Below are 19,279 nucleotides of genomic sequence, written 5' to 3'. Positions count from 1 at the left end.
GACGGCGTTCCCTCCGTGAAACTTGCCGGATTCCGGGGATTGGCCTTTTCTCCGGTCTTCCCAGCGGGTAAAATACCTCCAATGGATCTGTTCAGTTTACAGGAAGCGGACGCGAGAGAAGGCTTCGAGCCTGGAGCGGATATGTCCGCCATGCCCCTGGCCGCGCGCATGCGTCCGCGCACTCTGGATGAAGTGGCGGGACAGAGGCACCTGCTGGCGCCGGGAAAGCTGCTCAGGCGCGCGATTGAAACGGACAGGTTCACCTCCCTGATTTTTTACGGTCCTCCCGGCTGCGGGAAGACCACCCTGGCCGCCGTCATCGCCCGGACGACGAACGCCCATTTCATGATGCTCAACGGGGTGGAATCCAACGTGGCGGACATCCGGGAGAAAATCGCCCAGGCGCAGATGAGGATGAGCATGCACGGGCGGAAAACCGTCCTCTTCGTGGATGAGCTGCACCGATTCAACAAGGCGCAGCAGGACGTCCTGCTCCCCCATCTGGAAAAGGGAACGGTCAGGTTCATCGGCGCGACGACGGAGAACCCCTACTTTGCGATCAACTCCCCCCTGCTGTCCCGCTCCCAGGTTTTCCCGCTGGAACCCGTGCCGGAGGAAGAGCTGGCCGCCCTGCTGAAGCGTGCCCTGGCGGACGCGGAGCGCGGGCTGGGAGCCTCCCGCGTGGACATGGAGGAGGAAGCCCTGAACCACCTGGCCGCCAAGGCGGACGGAGACGCCCGGAAGGCCATCACGGCTCTGGAAGTGGCCGTTCTGTCCACCCCTGCCGGGGAAGACGGCGTTATCCATGTGAACCTCTCCGTAGCGGAGGAATCCATCCAGCGCAAGGCCATCAAGTACGACCGCCTGGGAGATTCCCATTACGACACGATTTCCGCCTTCATCAAGTCCATGCGCGGCTCTGATCCTGACGCCGCCCTGTACTGGCTGGGGATGATGCTGGAAGCCGGGGAGGACATCCGCTTCATCGGGAGAAGGCTGGTCATCGCCGCGTCGGAAGACGTGGGGCTGGCAGACTCCAACGCCCTGCGCGTGGCGCTGGACGCGGCGCGCGCGGCGGAAATGATCGGCATGCCGGAGGCGCGCATCCCGCTGGCGCACGCCACCGTTTACCTGGCTACGGCCCCCAAGAGCAATTCCGCCTACATGGGCATCAATGCCGCCATGGATGACGTGCGCAACGGAAAAACGCTGGCCGTGCCGGAGCACCTCCGGACGCCCACGCGCAAGAAGCTGGCCGCCGCCGGCGGTGCGGACGCCGCCAGGCTGGAATACCTGTATTCCCATGATTACCCGGAACATTACGTCCCCCAGGCCTACCTGCCGGAAGGCCGCGTTTACTACACCCCCACCGGAAACGGGCTGGAACTGCGCATCAAGGAGCGCATGGAATACCGCCGCAAGCTGGCGGAAAAGATCCTCCACAAGACAAAAGACTAGAAAAACTACCCTTAAATATCTGTCTCGTAACAGTGTTTAGAATATATTTTATACCGCCGTATTTTCAATATATGGATGAAATTAAGTGTAAAATATAGTGATTTTGACGAAGAATTAAAAAAGAAGGTTAGTTTTACCTTCATACATGTAAGTGTCTGTTAGATGCAATAGATTCAAATTTTCTTTGAGTATCTAACAAAAGGTGCCTGCAAAAAAAGACTTTTTGGTTCTCTCCTGCGGATAACATTATTTTTTACTAGTCGTCACCAAAAATTTCATCGAAAGTAGCAACATTGCCATCTTCATCTGTTGCCCAACTAATATCTTTTTGGTTTTCTATTAGTTCGACGGCATATTCTACGTCATCAATCTCCTCTTCAATTATATACTCCATTATTTCTTCAAGGCTTACTTCACTCTTCACGAACCTCTTAGCCTCGCCAAGCACCTCTTCTGCTTGAGCTTTTGAAAAACCTCTTTTAGATATCAAGTTATCAATCCATAGGTTATTATCCATAACAACTATAGATTACTAGATAAATTATTAAAAAGCAAGCCATCATTTGGATGGCTTGCTGTGTTAAAATATTAGAAAATACTGCAAACGGTCCTTAAAGAGATCACTCCTTGGTCACGATGATGTCGCAGTCCGCGTCAAACCAGCCCTGGCCCTGGCAGTCGAAGACCAGGTCCGGCTTTTCGGAACCGGAGAGGCGCAGAGTGAATTCCCGGCCGTTTTTGTCCTGCTGGTCCTTGGGCAGTTCGCTGACCACACGGCTGCCCCTCATGAAGCGGGGATTGCGGATGTTGCAGCCGCCGCTGTTCATCTTGAAGGTGATCTTGTAGTTGCCGGGGCCGTTGAGCATGCTGCCGATGTTGACGCGGGTGGGCGTAAATTCCGGGCGCAGGTCATAGCCCGTGAAGCGCGGCTCCTTGAGGGTGACGGGTTCCGTCAGGAAGCGGTAGTAGTTCTGCGCGCCTGTTCCCATCAGAGTCTTGGGGGAGATTTTGGCGATGTCCGCCAGGGTTTTCAGCGCCTGGTCCTTTTTCCCCTCGCTGCGGTAGAGCCAGAATCTGGCCGCCATGACCTGCTGTTTTTGCAGGGGCGTCAGGCCGGGGATTTTGAGCTGCTTGTCCACATAGGCATGGGCGGCCTTGTAGTCCTTCTGGCCGCCGTTTTTGCCGGAGTCTTCCACCATCCGCTGCACCTTTTCAATATAGGGCAGGTGCTTGAAGGTGTATTTGAAGTGCATGCCCCTGGTGTCTTCCGGGTCCGCCTTCTTGATTTTTTCCAGAATGTCCTTCCTGGCGGAGGCCGCGTACGGGGGAAGCTGCTGGAGGCCTTCCCCGTAGAGAAGGGCCGCGTTCGCGCCGGAAGAGGCGTCCGCCTTTTCCCACAGGGCATTGGCCTTTTCCTGCTGCTTCACGGCTTCCAGCGCCTGCTTCATGACAGCGGGCAGCGTTTCCTTGGAAACGCCTTCGGACAGGAAGACCATGCCGCCGGCGGGGGAAACCACCTGGATGGCCGGGATGTTCCAGATTTCACCGGGAGGCTTGGGCAGCTTCTTTTCCTCTTCCGTCATTTCCTCCCGTTCATCCTGGATGCACCAGAGGACGGGTTCCGGGGAGTCCTTGGCCAGGTGCTCCACGGCGCGGGTGACTTCGCGCGATTTGGGGGACCAGTCCGTGCCGGCCCACACGACGATCATGTATTTGTTGACGGTTTTGGCCTCGTCCTTCACGGCGCTGTAGGCCGGGAGGGCCGCCTGGACGGGCGCGGACAGGAGGAGGGCTGCGGCCAGCAGGCCGGGAACGATGTTGAGATGATGAAACATGGCGTTAATGGAAAAGGGTGCAGGGGTTATTTTTCGTAAACGAGGATGTGGCGCAGGTGCATGAATTCCGGCTGGGCGTTCTTGGCTTCCACCTTGATCCACTTGGCCTTGGTGCCTTCCGGAGCGGTGATGACCCATTCCTTGGGCATGTTTTCCGTGGCGGCCAGGGGGAACCAGGTGGCTCCGTCCGTGGAGGTGGAGACTTCCATCTTCTTCATCCGGTCTTCATTGCCGTTGCGCTTGGTGACCACCAGCCCGGCCAGGTTCACGCCATTTTTCAGTTCCACAATGACGTTGGGGTTCGCTTCCTTGTCCGTATGCTGGGAGCCGCCGCAGGGGCGCAGCAGGTTGATGTGGTCCCACGGGCTGTCCCACTGGCAGGTGGTGGAGCACCTGACCATGCCGTCCGCGGGCACCAGCTTCCAACCCTGGGGGATGGCGGCATTGACCGTGTTGGCAGACGTATCGGCGTCAGAGAAGGAGGCGGCCGCCTTGCTCAGGGTCTGGAAGGCCGGAATGGAGCGGGCCATTTCCGTGGCATAGATGGCTTTGCCGTAGGCTTCCTTCAGCTTCTTGGGATCGGGAGCTTTTCCGGAGGCTCCGGCTTCCCCCGTCTGCTGGGCTACCTTGGCGAAGGCGTTGGAGAAGACGTCCGCCTGGCCGTTTTCCACAAAGGTTTTCACGGCCCATTCCAGCGCCTGGCCGAAGTTGGTGCCGTCCCCCGTTTTCAGGTGCGTGGAGAGGACCGTTTCCAGATAGGCCGCCTTTTCCTGCGGATTGGTCAGGAAGGCGGACTGGGAGTCCAGCACGGGCTGGAATTTGACCGCCCAGGAGGTGGGAGTGGTGGCGATGGTTTCATGCAGGTCCCGGAACCAGGCGATCCGGTCTTCGGACGGGATGTCCATCAGGAACTTGTTCTGCACGTCCTTCAGGATGTCGAACGCGGCAAAGCCGTTCCCCTTGTAGTGGGAGAGGGCGTCCTTGGCGTACACGTACCAGTCGATGGGCTGCATGCCTTCCTTTTCCATCAGCAGGCGCTGAAGCTCCGTGCGGAAGAACGGGTGCAGCGGGGTTTGCTTGAGCGCTTCCCCCCAGGCCTGGATGGCCTTGTCCTTGTTGCCGGCGGCTTCGTCCAGGCGGGCCTGCGCGGCCCACAGGTAGGCCTGGTCCGCCTTGGCGTTGTCCGCAAAGACGTTTTCCATCAGCAGGTAGGAGGTGGGGGCCTGGCTGCCGAAGATGTGGTTGTGCATGCCTCCGTCCGGTCCGCCGAAGCCGCCTTTCCATTCCCCGCGCTTCACGCGCACCGCATAGGCGCAGTGGCCGGGCTGCCCCACCGGGTAGGCCGGGATGCCGTGGGCCTGGGCCGCCATGGTGCCGAAGTAGGAGAGGCCGCCGCAGACGCCGCCGATGACTTGAGTGTTTTCCGCGGAGGTGTTGACGTCGCGCCACGGCACGTAGAAGAGGGGCCCCTGGATGGTGTCTCCGAAGAAGTTGTTGCCCGTGTAGGGGGCGGCCCAGCAGGCGTCCGTATAGCGCCGCCAGGGGAGGTTGACGTGCTCATTGCTCCATTCGTAGGATTTGTCGTCCCACGTATGGCCCACGACGAAGCGCATTTCCCACGGGCGCAGCTTGATGAAGCCGGGATGCAGCTTGTTTTCCTGATGCAGTTTCTTGAATATCTGGTAACGGCGCACCGGGTTGCTGTTGGCGGAGTTGGTTTTCAGCTTTCCCGCCATGGGGCCTGTGGAAAAGACGGAGGCAAGTCCGGTGGCGAGGGATTGGTAGTCCCGGAAGTCCGCGTTTTTACCGTCCGCCTTCCAGATGTCGGAAAGGATTTGAAGCCCTTCCGGGGAGTTTTCCGGAATCAGGCCCGCGCCCAGGTAGAGTTCCACCCACGCCGGGTCCTGTAAAAAGGCCTTGATGAAGGCCGCGTCCTGCGGGCTTTTGGAGAAAACGGCCTTCACGTTGTCCGGTCCCGTGACGCGCAGGAGTTCGTGAATGTTCAGCAGGTGGCGGTATTGCTTGTCCTGAAGCAGTTTTTGCCCGGATTTGGTTTGTTCCCCAGCCTTCAGGAGGGAGGAGCGGAGTTCCGTTTGCAGCCCGGCAAAGTCGCCCGCGGCTATTTTCTGCGCCAGGGGGGCAGGAAGCTGGCCGGCGGCGGACGGCGCTTCCGTTTCAGGTTCCGTCAGATCCTGCGCCATGCAGACGGGTGCGGCGAGCAGGGCGGTGCAGAGAAGAAGGTGTGAAATATTCATGTGGAAAAGCTTGTTTAAGGATAGCGGAAAAAAGGGGCCGGAGCCAGTTTGTTTTCCGACTTACTACGGCGCCGGAACAGTATTTTTATCATGCGCTGCGGAGCATTTTTCAGCACAAATGGTCGCAGAGCATTTTGACGCCCAGGCCGATGAGGATGAGCCCGGCCCCCGCTTCCAGGTGGAACGTGGGGAAGCGGTGCAGCCGCCGGGTCAGGAAGAAGCCTGCCGCCGTGCACAGGAAGGTGGTGAAGCCGATGGCGGCGGCGGGAAGAAGAACGGCGTGGAGGGTGGGGGTGGTGCCGCACTGGGCGGAGGAGAGATAGATGCTGACGCCCGCCACCAGCGCGTCTATGCTGGTGGCAATTCCCACGGCCAGAAGAGTGGGCAGCGTCAGGCTGGTGACGTGGGGCATCTGCTCTTCTTCGTTGCGGTGGTTCCAGCCCTCGCGGATGACGTTGACCCCCAGGAAGGTGAAGACGACAAAGCCCAGCCAGTGGTCCCAGGCCGCAATGTACTGGTGCACGGTTCCCGTGAGCAGGAAGCCAAGCACGGGCATCAGGAATTGTCCCGCCCCGGTGGAGAGGGAAAGCTTGATTCCGTTGCTCAAACGTTTTTGCTTAATGAGCAAGCCGTAGGAGAACGCCACGACGAAGGCGTCTACGGAGAGGGCAAAAGCCAGGAATAACAAGTCGGCAAGCGGCATGCTCATTGCGGAGAGGCACTCTAGGACATCCCCGGGAAAAAGCAATTTTTTTGTTCCACGCGGTTTTTTCCGGGTTCCGGGTGCATGGGAGAGAGAAGAATCGGCACATTCCCCATGAGGGACTGCCCAAATGCATGGAAGTCTGTTGTAGAGAGACTTTCCCGTTTTTCGTCAGGAGATTCGCCTATGCAATATTACTCTTTTCAAATGCAAAAACTGCTGAATAACAGCCTTTGCGTGATCGGGGGATCAGTTAATTTGGCGTTGGCGGTTTCTTTTACGCCCAGGTGCAGTAATTCAACGGAATAGCGATTGTCATGAAGAAGATAATGAGAATGGGAAAATTCGTGGTGTTCTCTGTTTTTAGAATTTCCCCTTGATAGATAAAAATTTTGTTTATTCATTAATTTACTCAAAGTCAATATTTTAGATTACTTGCATATTTTCTTGCTTAAGAAAATGAATGAGACGGTAAAAAGTAATGCGGCAATAGATGAAAATATAATAGAAAATGTGCTATGGAACCATTCATCAAAACACAGTTCTCTAAGTCCGGAACATACACATAATACGTTGAAGATAGCTACACTAACGAGAATAAATTTCATTTTCAAAGGGTATTAAGCGAAGTAATTTAATCCTGAGTAGTGAAATTCTCAAGCATAAAGGCCTGAAAATGTTTCTGCAGGAGCCGTAAATTTCCCCCAATGATATTCCCGGCGCTACGGCTCCATAAACTGAATGCTGGAAGAGGGACATTTCTTCCGTCCGTCATGCGGTGAAGAAGAAAGGAGAGGATTACTTGCAGTATTTTTTCATGTAGGGCAGCACGGCGTTTGCCCAGATGGCATAACCCTTTTCCGTAAAGTGCAGGTTGTCCCTGCTGATGCCGGGCAGGAGCTTGCCTGCGGGGTCCAGAAAGCGCTTGTTGATATTGGCGTAGGTGGTGCGGGGCAGTTTGCACTGGGCCAGGACGGCATTGATTTTGTCATTGTGCTGGCGCAGCTTGTCCTGCGGCCCCGTGCCGCGGGGGAAAATGCCCAGCAGGAGCACATGGGTGTCCGGGAACCTGACCAGCAGGTGCTCCACGGCGCCCAGAATGCCCATGGCCGTTTTTTCCGGAGCTTCCCCAGCCTTGAAATGGCCGGTGTTATTGGTGCCGATCATGACGATGCAGAGTTTGGGTTCCGTCTGGGCCGGTATGCCGGAATCCGTGATTCGGTAAATCAGGTTGGTGGTCTGGTCTCCGGAAATGCCGAAGTTGCAGGGATGGTAGGGTTTGAATTCCTTTTCCCATACTTGCTTTCCTTCTCTTTTCCAATAGTCCGTGATGGAGTCTCCCAGGAAAAGGACGCCGCAGGGATTGTTTTTCACCTGCTCTACCTGTTGTTCATACTGCTGCCTCCACCATTGGGGTTGTTCCCGCGGCAACGGGAGCAGGGGGGACGGCAGGTCGGCCGCCGTCGCCATGGAGAGGGAGGCCAGGAGGGAGAACGCAATTGCACGCAAGGTTTTCATTTACTTTCATAGTATACGCATGTTTTTTTTAAAACGTTACATAAAAGTTGTTGTTTTTTTCCGCTTCTGCTGTGCGCTGGCAGCTCTTGCGCCGGGGCGTTCCCCCTTGCCAGATTCCGGGGGGTGGTGTAGCTTGTGACGGTATGAGTGAGGTATCCCTGCAGCATGGAATGGCGCGCCAGATGGCCGCCTCCCAGTCCATGCAGGCCGGGATGCAGATTCTCCAGGCCTCCGCTCTGGAATTGAAGCAGCTTCTCCGCCACGCGCTGGAGACCAATCCCATGCTTGAGGAATTGCCGGACGCTTCTCCGGAAGCCCTGGAGGACGGTCCGGACGGAGACGCCTGGAATGAGCGGGAGGACGGCTGGAACGAGTTTACGCCGGAAGGCCGCCCATCCGCGGAGGCCGCCGCACGCCGCGATTTCATGTATGAGTCCGTGGTGGCTCCGGAATCCCTGAAAACCCATTTGACGGACCAGGCGCAGCATTCCGCGCTGACCGGGCGCGCCCGGGACGCCCTGTTCCTGCTGATTGACGCCCTGGACGACCGCGGCTTCCTGACGGAGTCCCCGCAGGAGCTGGAAGAACGGGAGTGCTTCAGCATGAGGGATATGGAGGAAGCCCTGGACGTGCTGAGGGGGATGGACCCTCCCGGCGTGGGAGCGGCGGATTTGAGGGATTCCCTGTTGATTCAGCTTGAACAGCGCGGCTTGAAGCGTTCGCTCGCCTTCCGCCTGGTCAAGCGCTGCTGGCGGGAGCTGGCGGCGCACAAGTATGAGGAGGCCGCGCGCCTGCTGGACGTGGAGCCGGAAGCCGTGGCGGAGGCTCTGGAAGTGATCCGCAGCCTGACGCCGGACCCCGGCTGCGCCTATGCTCCCGGCGGCAATCCCCATCTGCTGCCTGACGTCATCGTGGAGGAAGGGCCTTCCGGGGGTCTGGATGTAGTCCTCACTTCCGAGTACCTGCCGCGCCTGTCCATGAATGAACGGTACATGGAGCTGATGGCGGAGAGCTCCGGCAGCCGGGAGCTCCGGCAGTATCTCCGCAAGGCATTCCGGGAAGGGCAGGAACTGCTGCGCGCCCTGGACATGAGGCAGGAGACCGTGCTGCGCCTGGCCCGCGCCATCGTGCGGCGGCAGGAGGATTTTTTCAGGTTCGGGCCGTCCCGGCTGAAGGCCATGGGCATGGAGGAGGTGGCGGAGGAAATGGGGGTGCACGTGTCCACGGTTTCCCGTGCGTGCCGGGACAAGTACCTGCTGTGCAAGTGGGGGATGAAGGAGCTAAGGGCCTTTTTCAGCGCGGGCGTTCCGGCGGAGGGGGGCGCTTCCCTGGGCGGAGCGGGCGCGGAGGCCGTGGCGTCCGGCGCCGTTCAGGAGCTGATGCGGCGGTTGATTGCGGAGGAAGATTCTTCCAAGCCCCTCAGTGACGCCAGGCTGGCCGCCGCGCTTCAGGAGCAGGGGGTGAACATCGCCCGCCGCACGGTGGCGAAGTACCGGGAGCAGATGAAGATTCTGCCCGCCTCCCTGCGCCGGGGGATATGACAGTCCACTATATTTTTTAATGGTTTATTGATAGTTTATTATCAATAATTTATGTATTGTTCTGCGGGAATGCTTTCCCTGTTTTTATTTCCGGAGGAAGAGGCGGTTGACTGCTGCGGCTTTGGTGCTATAGTCCCCGCTTTATCGTGATGCGTACATTTACCTGGCCTATTGCCCTGCTGCTGGCGGGGCTTCTTTTTCAGACGGTGGCGTTTGCCGTTCTGAATACGGTGGTTCCGCTGTGGATGGAACAGTCTGACGCCGCCACCTGGGAGGCCGGGCTGGTGGGGGCTTTTTTCTTTCTGGGGAACCTGGCGGGCACGCTGATGGCCGGCGGGGTGATCCGCAAGGCCGGCTTCAAGGGGAGCTACCAGTACGCGTGCGTTTTATGCGCGGCGTCCACCCTGCTGCTGCTTGTGTTTCCAGGCGCGCTGGCCTGGAGCGGCCTCCGGCTGCTGACGGGGATAAGCTGCGCCCTGGTCTGGGTGGTGGTGGAGAGCGCCCTGCTGAGGGCCGGAACACTGAAAACCCGCGGCATTCTTCTGGCCTCCTACCTGGTGGTTTATTATCTGGGAACGGTGCTGGGCCAGCTCCTCCTGGGCTGGTTTCCCAGCGACATGTCCCTGGTGGTGACGGAGGTATGCGTTCTGTCCGCAGTGGGCATGATTCCCCTGCTGTTTGCCCGCCTGGAGTCTGATTCCGCGGGCGCCCTGTCTTCCACCCATGTGGAGGTTCGGACGCTGCTCAAACGCCGCAGCGTGTTTCTGGGCGTGGTGGGGTGCGTGATTTCCGGCGTAGTGCTGGGTACCATTTACTGCCTGATGCCCCTGTTCCTGAAACACCAGGGCATGAACCACTCCTCCGTGGGGTACTGGATGGCCCTGCTGATTGCCGCGGCTATTCTGGGCCAGTGGCCCATGGGACGGCTGGCGGACAAATACGGGCGCGCCTTCGTCATGAAATGCCAGTCCCTGCTGGTGGTGGCCGCATGCGCGGGGCTGGTGCTGAAAGGCGGCCTGATGGCCCCCTCCCTGATCGCGCTGGGGCTGGCGGGTTTCTCCCTGTACCCCGTCGCCATGGCCTGGGGGTGTGAAGAGGCCTCACGGGATGAGCTGGTGACCATGAACCAGCTTCTGCTGCTGAGCTACTCCATTGGCACGCTGGCCGGGCCTTCCCTGACCTCCTTCCTGATGCAGCGGTATTCCGACAACTGGATGCCGATGGTCATTGCGCTGGTGGCGCTCTCCTTCATGCCCGTGCTGATGCTGGGCGGCGGCCACGGAAGAAGAAAGCTGTCCCGGTAAAAGAAGAGGGGGAGAAAGAGGCGTCAGGGTTTTTTCTGGTCCGCCGCGGCGTTTTTCTCCGGTTTGGGCACGTCATTGTCCGCCACCTGGTGAATCATGTCCGTCAGGGCGTGCACATAGTCCTCCGTATGGGAATCCGTAATGGCGTACTTGCACAGGCATGAGACCGTGGGGATGCCCAGCGCCGCGTAATGGCGGTCATTGCCCGCAATGGCGGAGGGCTCCCGGTGGAAGGTGGGGGGAGCCTGCTCCCAGGATTTGGTGAAGGGAGTGGCGCACTGGCCCGCGAATTCCTTGCCGCGGAGCGTGGTCATGAACAGCACGGCTTCCTGCGGGGATTCCGGTTCCGGCTGTTTCTGCTCCGCAGCGGCGGCCAGTTCCTGCGGTTCCAGGTTGATCATGCCCAGGATGTTGGCCGCGCCGATGCTGCCGCTCAGGGTTTTGGCGTGGACGGAGGCTCCTGAGGAGGCGGATGCGGGTTCCGCTCCGTTCGCATACGCGACGAAGTAAATGTTGTGGTTGGTGGGAATGTCCTTGAGGCCCCTGGCCGTTTCCAGCAGCAGGGCCGCTCCGCTTCCGTTGTTGAGCCGTTCGCTGGAATCGTAATTGGCTCCCACTACGATGCTCTGGTTGTTGGAATACAGTCCGGGCTTGTAAACCAGGACGTTGTAGATGGCGGTCCCCTTTTTCGCATCCCCTCCGGAAACGGGCTGCAAGGTGACGGCATAACCCATGTCCGAGAAGCTTCCGGCGATGTATTTGGCGGCGGCTTCCATGGATTTGGGCTGCCGGGCGTTTCTGGGCCCGATGTCTTTTTGCAGGACTTCCGTATGCTTTTCCATGCGCGCGCCCAGGCTCCGCGGGGTATCCGGGCCGCCGGAGGAGGAAGCGGGAAGGAGGGTGCAGGAGGAGAGGCCGGAGGCCAGCAGCAGGAATCCGGCGGTCAGGGCGGCGTGTTTGTGAATGCGGGTCATCTCTTACAGGGTTTCAACGTAATGCAGTTCACGGGCAATCTGGGCGGCCAGGGGAATTTTCAGATGGTCCGGCAGGACGCTCCACGTATAGGTTTCCACCTCCAGGTGGGGGTTCAGGCCCGGATGGCTGCGGAGGAAGGCGTGCGTTTTCAGGATGAAATCCTCCGTGCCCCGCAGGGGCGGTTCCGGGGAGGCGTACAGGGGAATGTGGTAATGAATGCGCCATTGGGAATCCCGCGTTTCCTCCGCGTAATCCCGCCCGTAGGCCAGGGCGTTCGGCAGGTCCGGGAAAAGCATGGTTCTGCCCCGGTGGAGGATGCTGGTCTGGTGGAAATAAACGCCGTCGTCAAACTGGCGGAGGCGTTCCAGGTCTTCCTCCCCGCGTATGCGGCATTCCAGGGCGTTGGAGAACTGCACCTTGCAGAGGGAGATGTTGTTTTCCTCCCAGGCGGAGAGGGTGTCTGCCGGTTCCTCCCGCAGGATGGCGAAGTGGCAGGTGTCATACGTCAGCCCCAGGTGGCGTTCAATGAGTTCGGGGCGGCGGGAGTGGTTGCGCAGGCCGTTGAAAAAGCGGATGGCGCCCTCCGTATCGTGGAAATGGCCGAATGGCTCCGGCTCCAGCCCAAGCTGCATCAGGCGTCCGGTCTGCCTGCTCAGCACGTCCAGGAATCCGCTCATGGCGTCCAGACGGGAGAACATGCGCTCCTCCTCCGCATGGAACCAGCTGTGGGAGGCGGGGAGCGTGCTGACGGTCAGCCTGTCTGCGTTTTCATCCCCGATGCGGGCCAGGATGCGGAACAGGTTGCAGGTGTATTCAAAACGTTCCGGCGTGGTCCAGTCCGGCTGGAAAACGTGTTCCTTCACCCGCTGGCCGTGAAAGTTCCCGTAGGGAAAGCCGTTGAGGGTTTCCACGCGCGCGTTGTGTTCGTCCAGCCATGCTTTCAGGGCTTCCACGGCGTGCGGCGTTTCCAGCAGTTCCGCTGCCGCCCTGGCGGACAGGCGCAGGCCGATGCCCAGGGGGCGGTCCTTCAGGGGGGAATTCAGTGCGGCCAGTTCCTGCCGGATGCGGGGAACGTGGGTCTGGAGGGCTTCCCGGGTTTCCGCCCAGGATTCGGCGGGATGGATGTTGGTGCAGTAGGAAAGCATGGCGGGGCAGTATGTGCTGTTTTGGGGAACGGCGTTCCACTCCGGGGGAAAATGGTGGAAAATGCGTGCGCATGGGACGTTCCTCAAGCCTACATACGGTTCCGCAGTGAGGAAAAATTTCATGGAATTGCGGCTTTTGGCGTCATCCGGAAGCGTCCTTTCCGGCGGAAAGAATGGCTTTGAAAAGGCTCCGGATATATGGTAGTATCTTTCCGTTATGCGTCCGTTCTTCTTTCTCCTTCTTGGTGTTCTGTTCCACGGGGACGTCCTGCGCGCGGCGGAGGAATCAACGGCATGGAAATCCTCCCTGGTCCGGTTCAGCCGTCCGGCGGAATGGAAGGAGACGCGGCCCCAGAAGGGAACCGGGGACAACTCCTGGGCGAAGGACGCCACGCCGATCGGCAACGGAAGAATAGGAGCGCTCATTTACGGAGGCGTGGAAAAGGACCGCCTGGAGCTGACGGAAATCAGCATGTGGTCCGGAGGTTTTTGCAGTGCGGAAGCCAAGGACAAGGGGCCGGATTCCGTCAAATTCGGATCCTACCAGCCGTTCGGCACGCTGGAAATCACGTATCCGGCAGCAGAGAACGTGCAGGATTATAAAAGGACGCTGGATGTGGCGGAGGCGCTGGCTTCCGTGTCCTACAACTCCGGGGGAGTCCGTTACCGGAGGGAGTATTTCGCCAGCGTTCCGCACCAGGTGGTTTCCATGACGGTGCAGGGGGACAGGCCCCGTTCCGTGGAAGCCTCCTTCCGCCTGGCGACCTTGCATCCTCAGGACAGGATTACGGCCACGGCCGGAGGGGGCAGGGGAATGATTCTGATGCAGGGTTCCCTGAAGAACGGATTGACCTATGAGGCGCGCATTGCCGTTCTTCCCAGGGGTGGAAGTGTCACGGCTAACGGCGGCTCCATCACCGTCCGGCGGGCGGATTCCTGCCGCGTGCTGGTTTCCCTGGCTACGGATTACGTGCTGGACGCTTCCCGGAACTGGAAGGGGGAGCCGCCCCGCAAGAGGAATGACGCCGTTCTGGCCCGTGCGCTCAAGGCGGCTCCGGAGCAGTTGAAAGCCGCCCACCGGGGCGCCTACGGCAAGCTTTACCACCGCGTTTCCCTGGACCTGGGAGAGACGGAGGACGCCACGGCGGAACTCCCCGTCAACGAGAGGCTGAAGAGGTACAGGCAGGCGGTGGACGCCGGAAGGGACGCCCGTGATCCCGATCTGGAGGAACTGGTGTTCAACTTCGGCCGCTACGTCATCCTTTCCTCCTCCCAGCCGGGGAATCTGCCCGCCAACCTCCAGGGCCTGTGGAATTACAGCCTGATTCCGCCGTGGGATTCCGACTACCACAATAATATCAACATCCAGATGTGCTACTGGGGAGTGCTCCCCTCCAACCTGGCGGAATGTTATGACCCGCTGGTGGATTACATCCGGGAAATGGCGCCCGCCGCGCGTAAAATCACCCGGGAGGAGAAAGAGTTCAGGACGGCTGGCGGCAAGCCCGCTCCGGGCTGGACGTCCAGGACGGCCCAGAACATTTACGGGGGCCAGGGATTTAAATGGAACAAGCCCGCTTCCGCGTGGTATGCCCTGCATCTGTGGGAACGCTACCTGTTCACGATGGACAGGGAGTATCTGAAAACGACGGCTTACCCGATGATGAAGGAAATCTGCCGTTTCTGGGAAAGCCAGCTCAAGCCCCTGCACGCGGGAGGAAGCAACTTCCGGACGGAGGACAGGAAGGTGACGCCGGAAATAATCTCCCGGGAGTTGAAGGACGTGAAGGAAGGAACGCTGGTGGCTCCGATGGGCTGGTCCCCGGAACACGGCCCCAGGGAGGACGGCTGCGCGCATGACCAGCAGATCGTGTGGGAATTGTTCCATGATACCGTACAGGCCGCGGAAACCCTGGGCGTGGACATTGCCTGGAGGAAAGAACTGGCCGCCAAGAGGGATCTTCTGGCCGGTCCCAGGGTGGGGGAGGACGGCCTGCTGCTGGAATGGATGATCGCCCGCAAGCCGGGCGGCTCCTGGGACCCGCGCCACCGGCACACCTCCCACTTGTTTGCCGTTTATCCCGGCAGCCGGATCAGCCCGGAAAAGACGCCGGAATGGGCGGAAGCCGCCCGCAAATCCCTGCTGGCGCGCGGAACCACGGGGGATTCCCGCCGTTCCTGGACCTGGGCGTGGCGCGCCAGCCTCTGGGCGCGTTTTCTGGACGGGGAAAAGGCTTATGAGATGATTCGGGGCATGATGCGCCACAGCATGATGGACAGCCTGTTCACCACGCATCCGCCCATGCAGGTGGACGGAACCATGGGCATCGTGGCCGGCTTTGCGGAGATGCTGCTCCAGTCCCGCACCGGCCGCCTGCATCTCCTGCCGGCGCTGCCGGAAGCCTGGAAAAACGGGAGCGTGCGTGGGCTGAAAGCCCGCGGCAACATTACCGTGGACATGGACTGGAAGGACGGCAGGGTAACGCAGTTCCGCCTTTCCTCCCCGGTGGCCCAATCCGTCAAGGTGGCCGCCAATGGCACGGAAAAGACGTATGAACTGACGCCGGAGACGCCCGTCAAAGGCAGTTGAGGAATCTTCAGAACGGTTCAGGACCGATGTCTCTCACGCCGTTACAGCTGTTTTTCAGCAGGTACAGCCTTGTTTCTGTTGTAAGGTGCCCCATTTGCCAAGGGAGTAATGCGCCCGCTGATGCCTGGATGAACAAAAGGGCTTGTGCCTGTAACGGGAAGTCGGGGCATGGAATGAGTTTTTGACATTTCCACAGGCGGATATTAAAATTAGTAGAATGGAAGATGCGCCTTTGAATACGGATTTTATCAATTTAACGGCGGACAATCTGGCCAGTGAACATTTATGCTGCATTATCCGCAGCCGGGCCCCCCATCCGGGCGTTGAAGCAAAGCGGCAATGGCTTTCCGGCCGGATCAGGGAAGGCCACGTCTTTAGAAAGTTAAATGCCAAGGGAGTGGTTTTCATTGAGTATGCCCCTCTGGAGACGGCCTGGGTTCCCATCCTTGGGGACAACTACTATTATATATATTGCTTGTGGGTTTCCGGCAGCTACAAGGGGAAAGGGTATGGAAAATTGCTGATGGAATATTGTCTGGCTGATGCCAGGGAAAAGGGCAAATCCGGCGTTTGCATGCTCGGAGCTGAAAAACAGAAAGCGTGGCTTGCCGATCAATCCTTTGCGAAGAAGTTCGGCTTTGAGGCGGTGGATGCTGCCAGTCATGGCTATGAACTGCTTGCTCTTTCCTTTGACGGAACAACGCCGAGGTTTGCGCCGAATGCCAAAAAGGGGAGAATTGAGAGCCGGGAGCTGACAATTTATTATGATATGCAATGCCCCTTTGTGTATCAAAACATTGAGATCATAAAACGGTACTGTGGAGAGAACGATGTTCCGGTATCTCTCATCAGGGTGGATACGCTGCAAAAGGCAAAGGAATTGCCCTGCGTCTTCAATAACTGGGGCGTGTTTTACAAGGGGAATTTTGAAACGGTGAATTTGTTGTTGGACGTCGCCAATCTAAAGAGAATCCTCAAGAAATGAGTTGAGCCGGTGCTTTCATAAATTATTCAGGCTGTGCGGTTGCACCTTCCGGGTGCAAGGCATTCTTCCTTTCCTGCCTTTTTCACTAACAGCAGGCAGGGAACCAATGCTTATTGCGGGTTTTCATGCTCCGTCTTTATGAACGTGAGCGCCCGTTCCATCAAGGAACAGGGGGGCTGCCAATGGAACAGCCTGCCTCCTTTTACCCCTGCAACCGCTGTTCACGCCAATAAAAAACAGGCACGCCTTGCAGCGGCCTGTTTTCTGAACGGGGAATCCGCTCCGGCCTGGAAGCCCGCTGTAAAGGCGGAAAAGCTCCAGGCCGGATGGGGAATGAGTTTTTTACTGAACGATGCCCAGCGGGGCGGTCGTCTTCCAGTCTCCGCGGGTGAAGTCCGGGAACACCTGGGGCATGCCGCCCTGGGCCACGGAGTATTCGGAAAGCTCGGAGACGGAGGACCAGAAGGCGCCTTCGTATACGTTCTGGTCCATCGGTTCGCCCTTGCGGAGGCATTCGATGATGCGGTAAAGCATCACGAAGTCCATGCCGCCGTGGCCGCCCATCTTCAGGGCCAGCGGGCCGACTTTCTTCCAGAGCGGGTGATCGTACTTTTCAAAAATGGGGGCCAGTTTTTCGTTGCCTTCAATCCATTCGTGATAGTTGCCGTTGCCCAGCTTTTCACCGGCCACGCGGGTCGGGAAGCCGGCCAGCGTGCCCAGGGTGCCCTGAATGAGGTTCAGGCGGGAGTAGGGGCGCGGGCTGGTTTCATCCCATTCCACCAGGATGGTGCGGCCCATGGTGGTCTTGATGATGGAGGTGTTCATGTCGCCGCAGGCGAAGTCCAGCTTGTTCCACTTGTGGTCCGCCGGGAAATTCTTCTTGGCATAGGCGGCGCGGCCCAGGGCCGGGCTGGAGAAGGAAACGAGCCTGCCGAAGCAGTCGTCCTTGCGGGCCAGGTTCATGTACTGGGCGATGGGGCCGAGGCCGTGCGTGGGGTAGACGTTGCCATTGCGCTTGGCGTAGTGGTAGGTTCTCCAGGAGCCGGTGCCGCGGTCCACCTGCTTCATCTGGCCGCGCAGTTCGTGGATGTAGGCGGCTTCCCCGTACAGCAGGTCGCCGATGACGCCCTGGCGCACCATGTTCAGGTACATGAGTTCTTCACGTCCGTAGTTGACGTTTTCCATCATCATGCAGTGCTTCCGGGTTTCCTCGGAGGTATTGACGATTTCCCAGAGTTCCTTGATGGAGACGGCCATGGGGACTTCCACAAAGGCGTGGGCGCCCATTTTCATCACGTCGCAGGTGACGCGGCAGTGCCATTCCCAGCTGGGGCAGACGATGACGGCGTCCGGCTTGACTTCCTTCATCATGCGCTTGTAGTCTTCCGGGCCGTTCGTGAAAATGGGAGGGCGCTTGCCCGTCTTCTTTTCCACCAGCGCCGCGTTGCGTTCCGCCCAGTCCTTGTACAGGTCGCAGATGCCGACGACTTCCGCGCCTTCAATGACGGCCATCTGGCCCACGTGCATGGAGCCGCGTTCACCTACGCCGACGAAGGCCACGCGCACCTTGTCCAGCTTGGGGGCCCTGAAGCCGCCCATGTAGATGGCGCCGGGCTTGCGCGGGGGCCACGTGGTCATGGGACCGATGTTGTTCGGGTCCGGAACGATGATCTTTTTGGGAGCCAGGGGAGCTACTTCCTGGGCGTTGGCGAAGGAACCGGCAGCCAGGGCGCCAGTAGCCAGACCCAGGGTCTGAAGGAAACGACGGCGTGATGATGAATTATCCATGGATGGTAATTATATGGAAGGATTTGAGTCCTTAGTTTGCCATACATACCCGGACTTGAGAATCTTTCTTTCACGGATGGTGCAAAAAATGCATTCTCCTGCGGGAGAGAGGTGCTCCGCGCCGGAGGCGTCAAAAGAGGGGAAGGCAGGCTCCTTCCGGGAGGCGGGCATGAAAAAGGCCCCATTCCTGCCGCAGTGCGGGAAGGACGGGGCCTGTCAGGTGCATCACCCGGTTGTGCCGATGTTGCATGCCGTTGCTTGGGAGTGAAGGGGGGTGAGCGTATCGCTGCACCGCGGTCCGAAGGATCGGCCCTGCATCGGAGGACATCCGGAGAGTGTTGCGTGGTGTCGCCGGCGCTGGCTGTTGTTTCCTTTCCTGGCGACGGGGAAGATCATTCCGTTTCCTGCGGCTTCTGTTCAGGGAACCTTGACGGGGTCCGCATGCCGTGGAATCGGGATCATCTTCCCGGTCGTTTTGAAGTGGTCCGGTTACTGAGCCGTGCCGGCGGCGGGAAGTTTTGACGCGGCAAGCCTGGCATAAGCTTCATTCAGCGCCTTGCCCAGCCTGGGGCGGAAAACGGTGGTGGTCGGCAGCTGCGTGCCTTCCATGTCACAGGAGCGGAGGATGTCGGGAATGGACGGGGCCAATGCACGTTTCATGATATTCATGCAGTCTTCCAGGTCCACTCCGTATTTTTCCTCCATCAGGTTTTCAATACGGTCCGCCATCTGCTCCATCCTCTCAATCTGTTTTTTAGTCAGAATCGGCTGAATGGTCGCGTTCGGGTCGGGGACGTAGCTGGTCAGCATTTCAATGGCCCGTTTCAGGTCGTCCGGCAATTCCGTTGCATTGCCGCTGTTGAGAACCTGAGCCAGAACCTGGTAGCTGCTGGTAGCGTTTTCGTCATAATCATGAATGCCTGAGGCCAGCGCCACGCCTGCGATGCTCTGCACGTAGCGGGCTACTTCCGGGGAATAGTTGCCTTCCACAAACGTGGAGGGAACGTCATCCGCGTAAGCCTGCATGGCGGCCTGGCAGGCGAGGGAACCGACGGTACCCACGCACAGTGTCTTGATGATGGACGAGATGATTTTCATGATTGAAACTCCGGTTGAAGCTTCCCGACTGGAACGGTCCGGTGAACCGTTTGTAGCAAGTGAGACTGTGCAGCCCCTGATTTC

The 19,279-nt window shown here is 59.0% G+C and carries 14 protein-coding genes; 5 read left to right on the top strand and 9 right to left on the bottom strand.

Features of this window, described 5'->3' with window-relative positions:
• The first annotated feature begins 81 nt into the window (after window positions 1-81).
• Entirely contained in the window at window positions 82-1,458 is a 1,377-nt protein-coding gene (locus M8N44_RS06585) for a replication-associated recombination protein A (RefSeq protein ID WP_102728237.1), read from the top strand.
• Window positions 1,459-1,714: 256 nt separating this feature from the next.
• On the opposite strand, the gene M8N44_RS06580 is transcribed toward M8N44_RS06585, so the two are convergent.
• The 5 genes from M8N44_RS06580 to M8N44_RS06560 form a co-directional block, all read right to left on the bottom strand.
• Window positions 1,715-1,975 (bottom strand): hypothetical protein, encoded by a 261-nt coding sequence (locus M8N44_RS06580; protein WP_102728029.1) that lies wholly within the window; start codon window positions 1,973-1,975, stop codon window positions 1,715-1,717.
• Between the two features lie 103 nt (window positions 1,976-2,078).
• Window positions 2,079-3,293 carry a tetratricopeptide repeat protein gene (locus M8N44_RS06575; RefSeq protein WP_102728030.1) on the bottom strand — a complete coding sequence of 405 codons (1,215 nt, stop codon included), beginning with the start codon at window positions 3,291-3,293 and terminating at the stop codon, window positions 2,079-2,081.
• Window positions 3,294-3,319: 26 nt separating this feature from the next.
• Complete coding sequence (locus M8N44_RS06570; protein ID WP_102728031.1) at window positions 3,320-5,548, bottom strand: discoidin domain-containing protein; 2,229 nt, start codon at window positions 5,546-5,548, stop codon at window positions 3,320-3,322.
• 109 nt (window positions 5,549-5,657) lie between these two features.
• Window positions 5,658-6,251: a manganese efflux pump MntP gene (locus tag M8N44_RS06565; protein ID WP_180971534.1), complete on the bottom strand. Its 594-nt coding sequence runs from the start codon at window positions 6,249-6,251 to the stop codon at window positions 5,658-5,660.
• A 798-nt stretch (window positions 6,252-7,049) separates the two neighbouring features.
• Window positions 7,050-7,769, bottom strand: a complete 720-nt coding sequence (locus M8N44_RS06560) for a GDSL-type esterase/lipase family protein (RefSeq protein WP_102728033.1) — start codon at window positions 7,767-7,769, stop codon at window positions 7,050-7,052.
• 143 nt (window positions 7,770-7,912) lie between these two features.
• Here M8N44_RS06560 and rpoN point away from each other — a divergent pair, with 143 nt between their 5' ends.
• Window positions 7,913-9,310: an RNA polymerase factor sigma-54 gene (gene rpoN / locus M8N44_RS06555; protein WP_102728034.1), complete on the top strand. Its 1,398-nt coding sequence runs from the start codon at window positions 7,913-7,915 to the stop codon at window positions 9,308-9,310.
• A 149-nt stretch (window positions 9,311-9,459) separates the two neighbouring features.
• On the top strand, window positions 9,460-10,614 hold the full coding sequence (locus tag M8N44_RS06550) for an MFS transporter (RefSeq protein WP_102726718.1): 1,155 nt from the start codon (window positions 9,460-9,462) through the stop codon (window positions 10,612-10,614).
• A gap of 23 nt (window positions 10,615-10,637) precedes the next feature.
• On the opposite strand, the gene M8N44_RS06545 is transcribed toward M8N44_RS06550, so the two are convergent.
• The gene (locus M8N44_RS06545; RefSeq protein ID WP_102726717.1) at window positions 10,638-11,588 is read right to left on the bottom strand and encodes a M28 family peptidase; all 951 of its coding nucleotides are present in this window, start codon (window positions 11,586-11,588) and stop codon (window positions 10,638-10,640) included.
• Between the two features lie 3 nt (window positions 11,589-11,591).
• Window positions 11,592-12,734, bottom strand: a complete 1,143-nt coding sequence (eboE, locus tag M8N44_RS06540; protein WP_102728035.1) for a metabolite traffic protein EboE — start codon at window positions 12,732-12,734, stop codon at window positions 11,592-11,594.
• 217 nt (window positions 12,735-12,951) lie between these two features.
• On the opposite strand from eboE, the gene M8N44_RS06535 reads away from it, so the two are divergent.
• Window positions 12,952-15,324: a glycoside hydrolase family 95 protein gene (locus M8N44_RS06535; RefSeq protein WP_102728036.1), complete on the top strand. Its 2,373-nt coding sequence runs from the start codon at window positions 12,952-12,954 to the stop codon at window positions 15,322-15,324.
• Window positions 15,325-15,556: 232 nt separating this feature from the next.
• Entirely contained in the window at window positions 15,557-16,309 is a 753-nt protein-coding gene (locus tag M8N44_RS06530) for a GNAT family N-acetyltransferase (protein ID WP_102728037.1), read from the top strand.
• Between the two features lie 342 nt (window positions 16,310-16,651).
• On the opposite strand, the gene M8N44_RS06525 is transcribed toward M8N44_RS06530, so the two are convergent.
• Both M8N44_RS06525 and M8N44_RS06520 read right to left on the bottom strand, forming a co-directional pair.
• A complete protein-coding gene (locus M8N44_RS06525) occupies window positions 16,652-18,097 on the bottom strand; it encodes a Gfo/Idh/MocA family protein (protein ID WP_022397076.1) in 1,446 nt (481 codons plus the stop codon).
• A gap of 489 nt (window positions 18,098-18,586) precedes the next feature.
• Complete coding sequence (locus M8N44_RS06520) at window positions 18,587-19,195, bottom strand: hypothetical protein (protein WP_022397077.1); 609 nt, start codon at window positions 19,193-19,195, stop codon at window positions 18,587-18,589.
• Window positions 19,196-19,279: the final 84 nt, after the last annotated feature.

This window comes from Akkermansia massiliensis, assembly GCF_023516715.1.
Lineage (GTDB): Bacteria > Verrucomicrobiota > Verrucomicrobiia > Verrucomicrobiales > Akkermansiaceae > Akkermansia > Akkermansia massiliensis.
The sequence above is the reverse complement of the archived record's forward strand: the minus strand, read 5'-3'. Positions and strand labels throughout refer to the sequence as shown.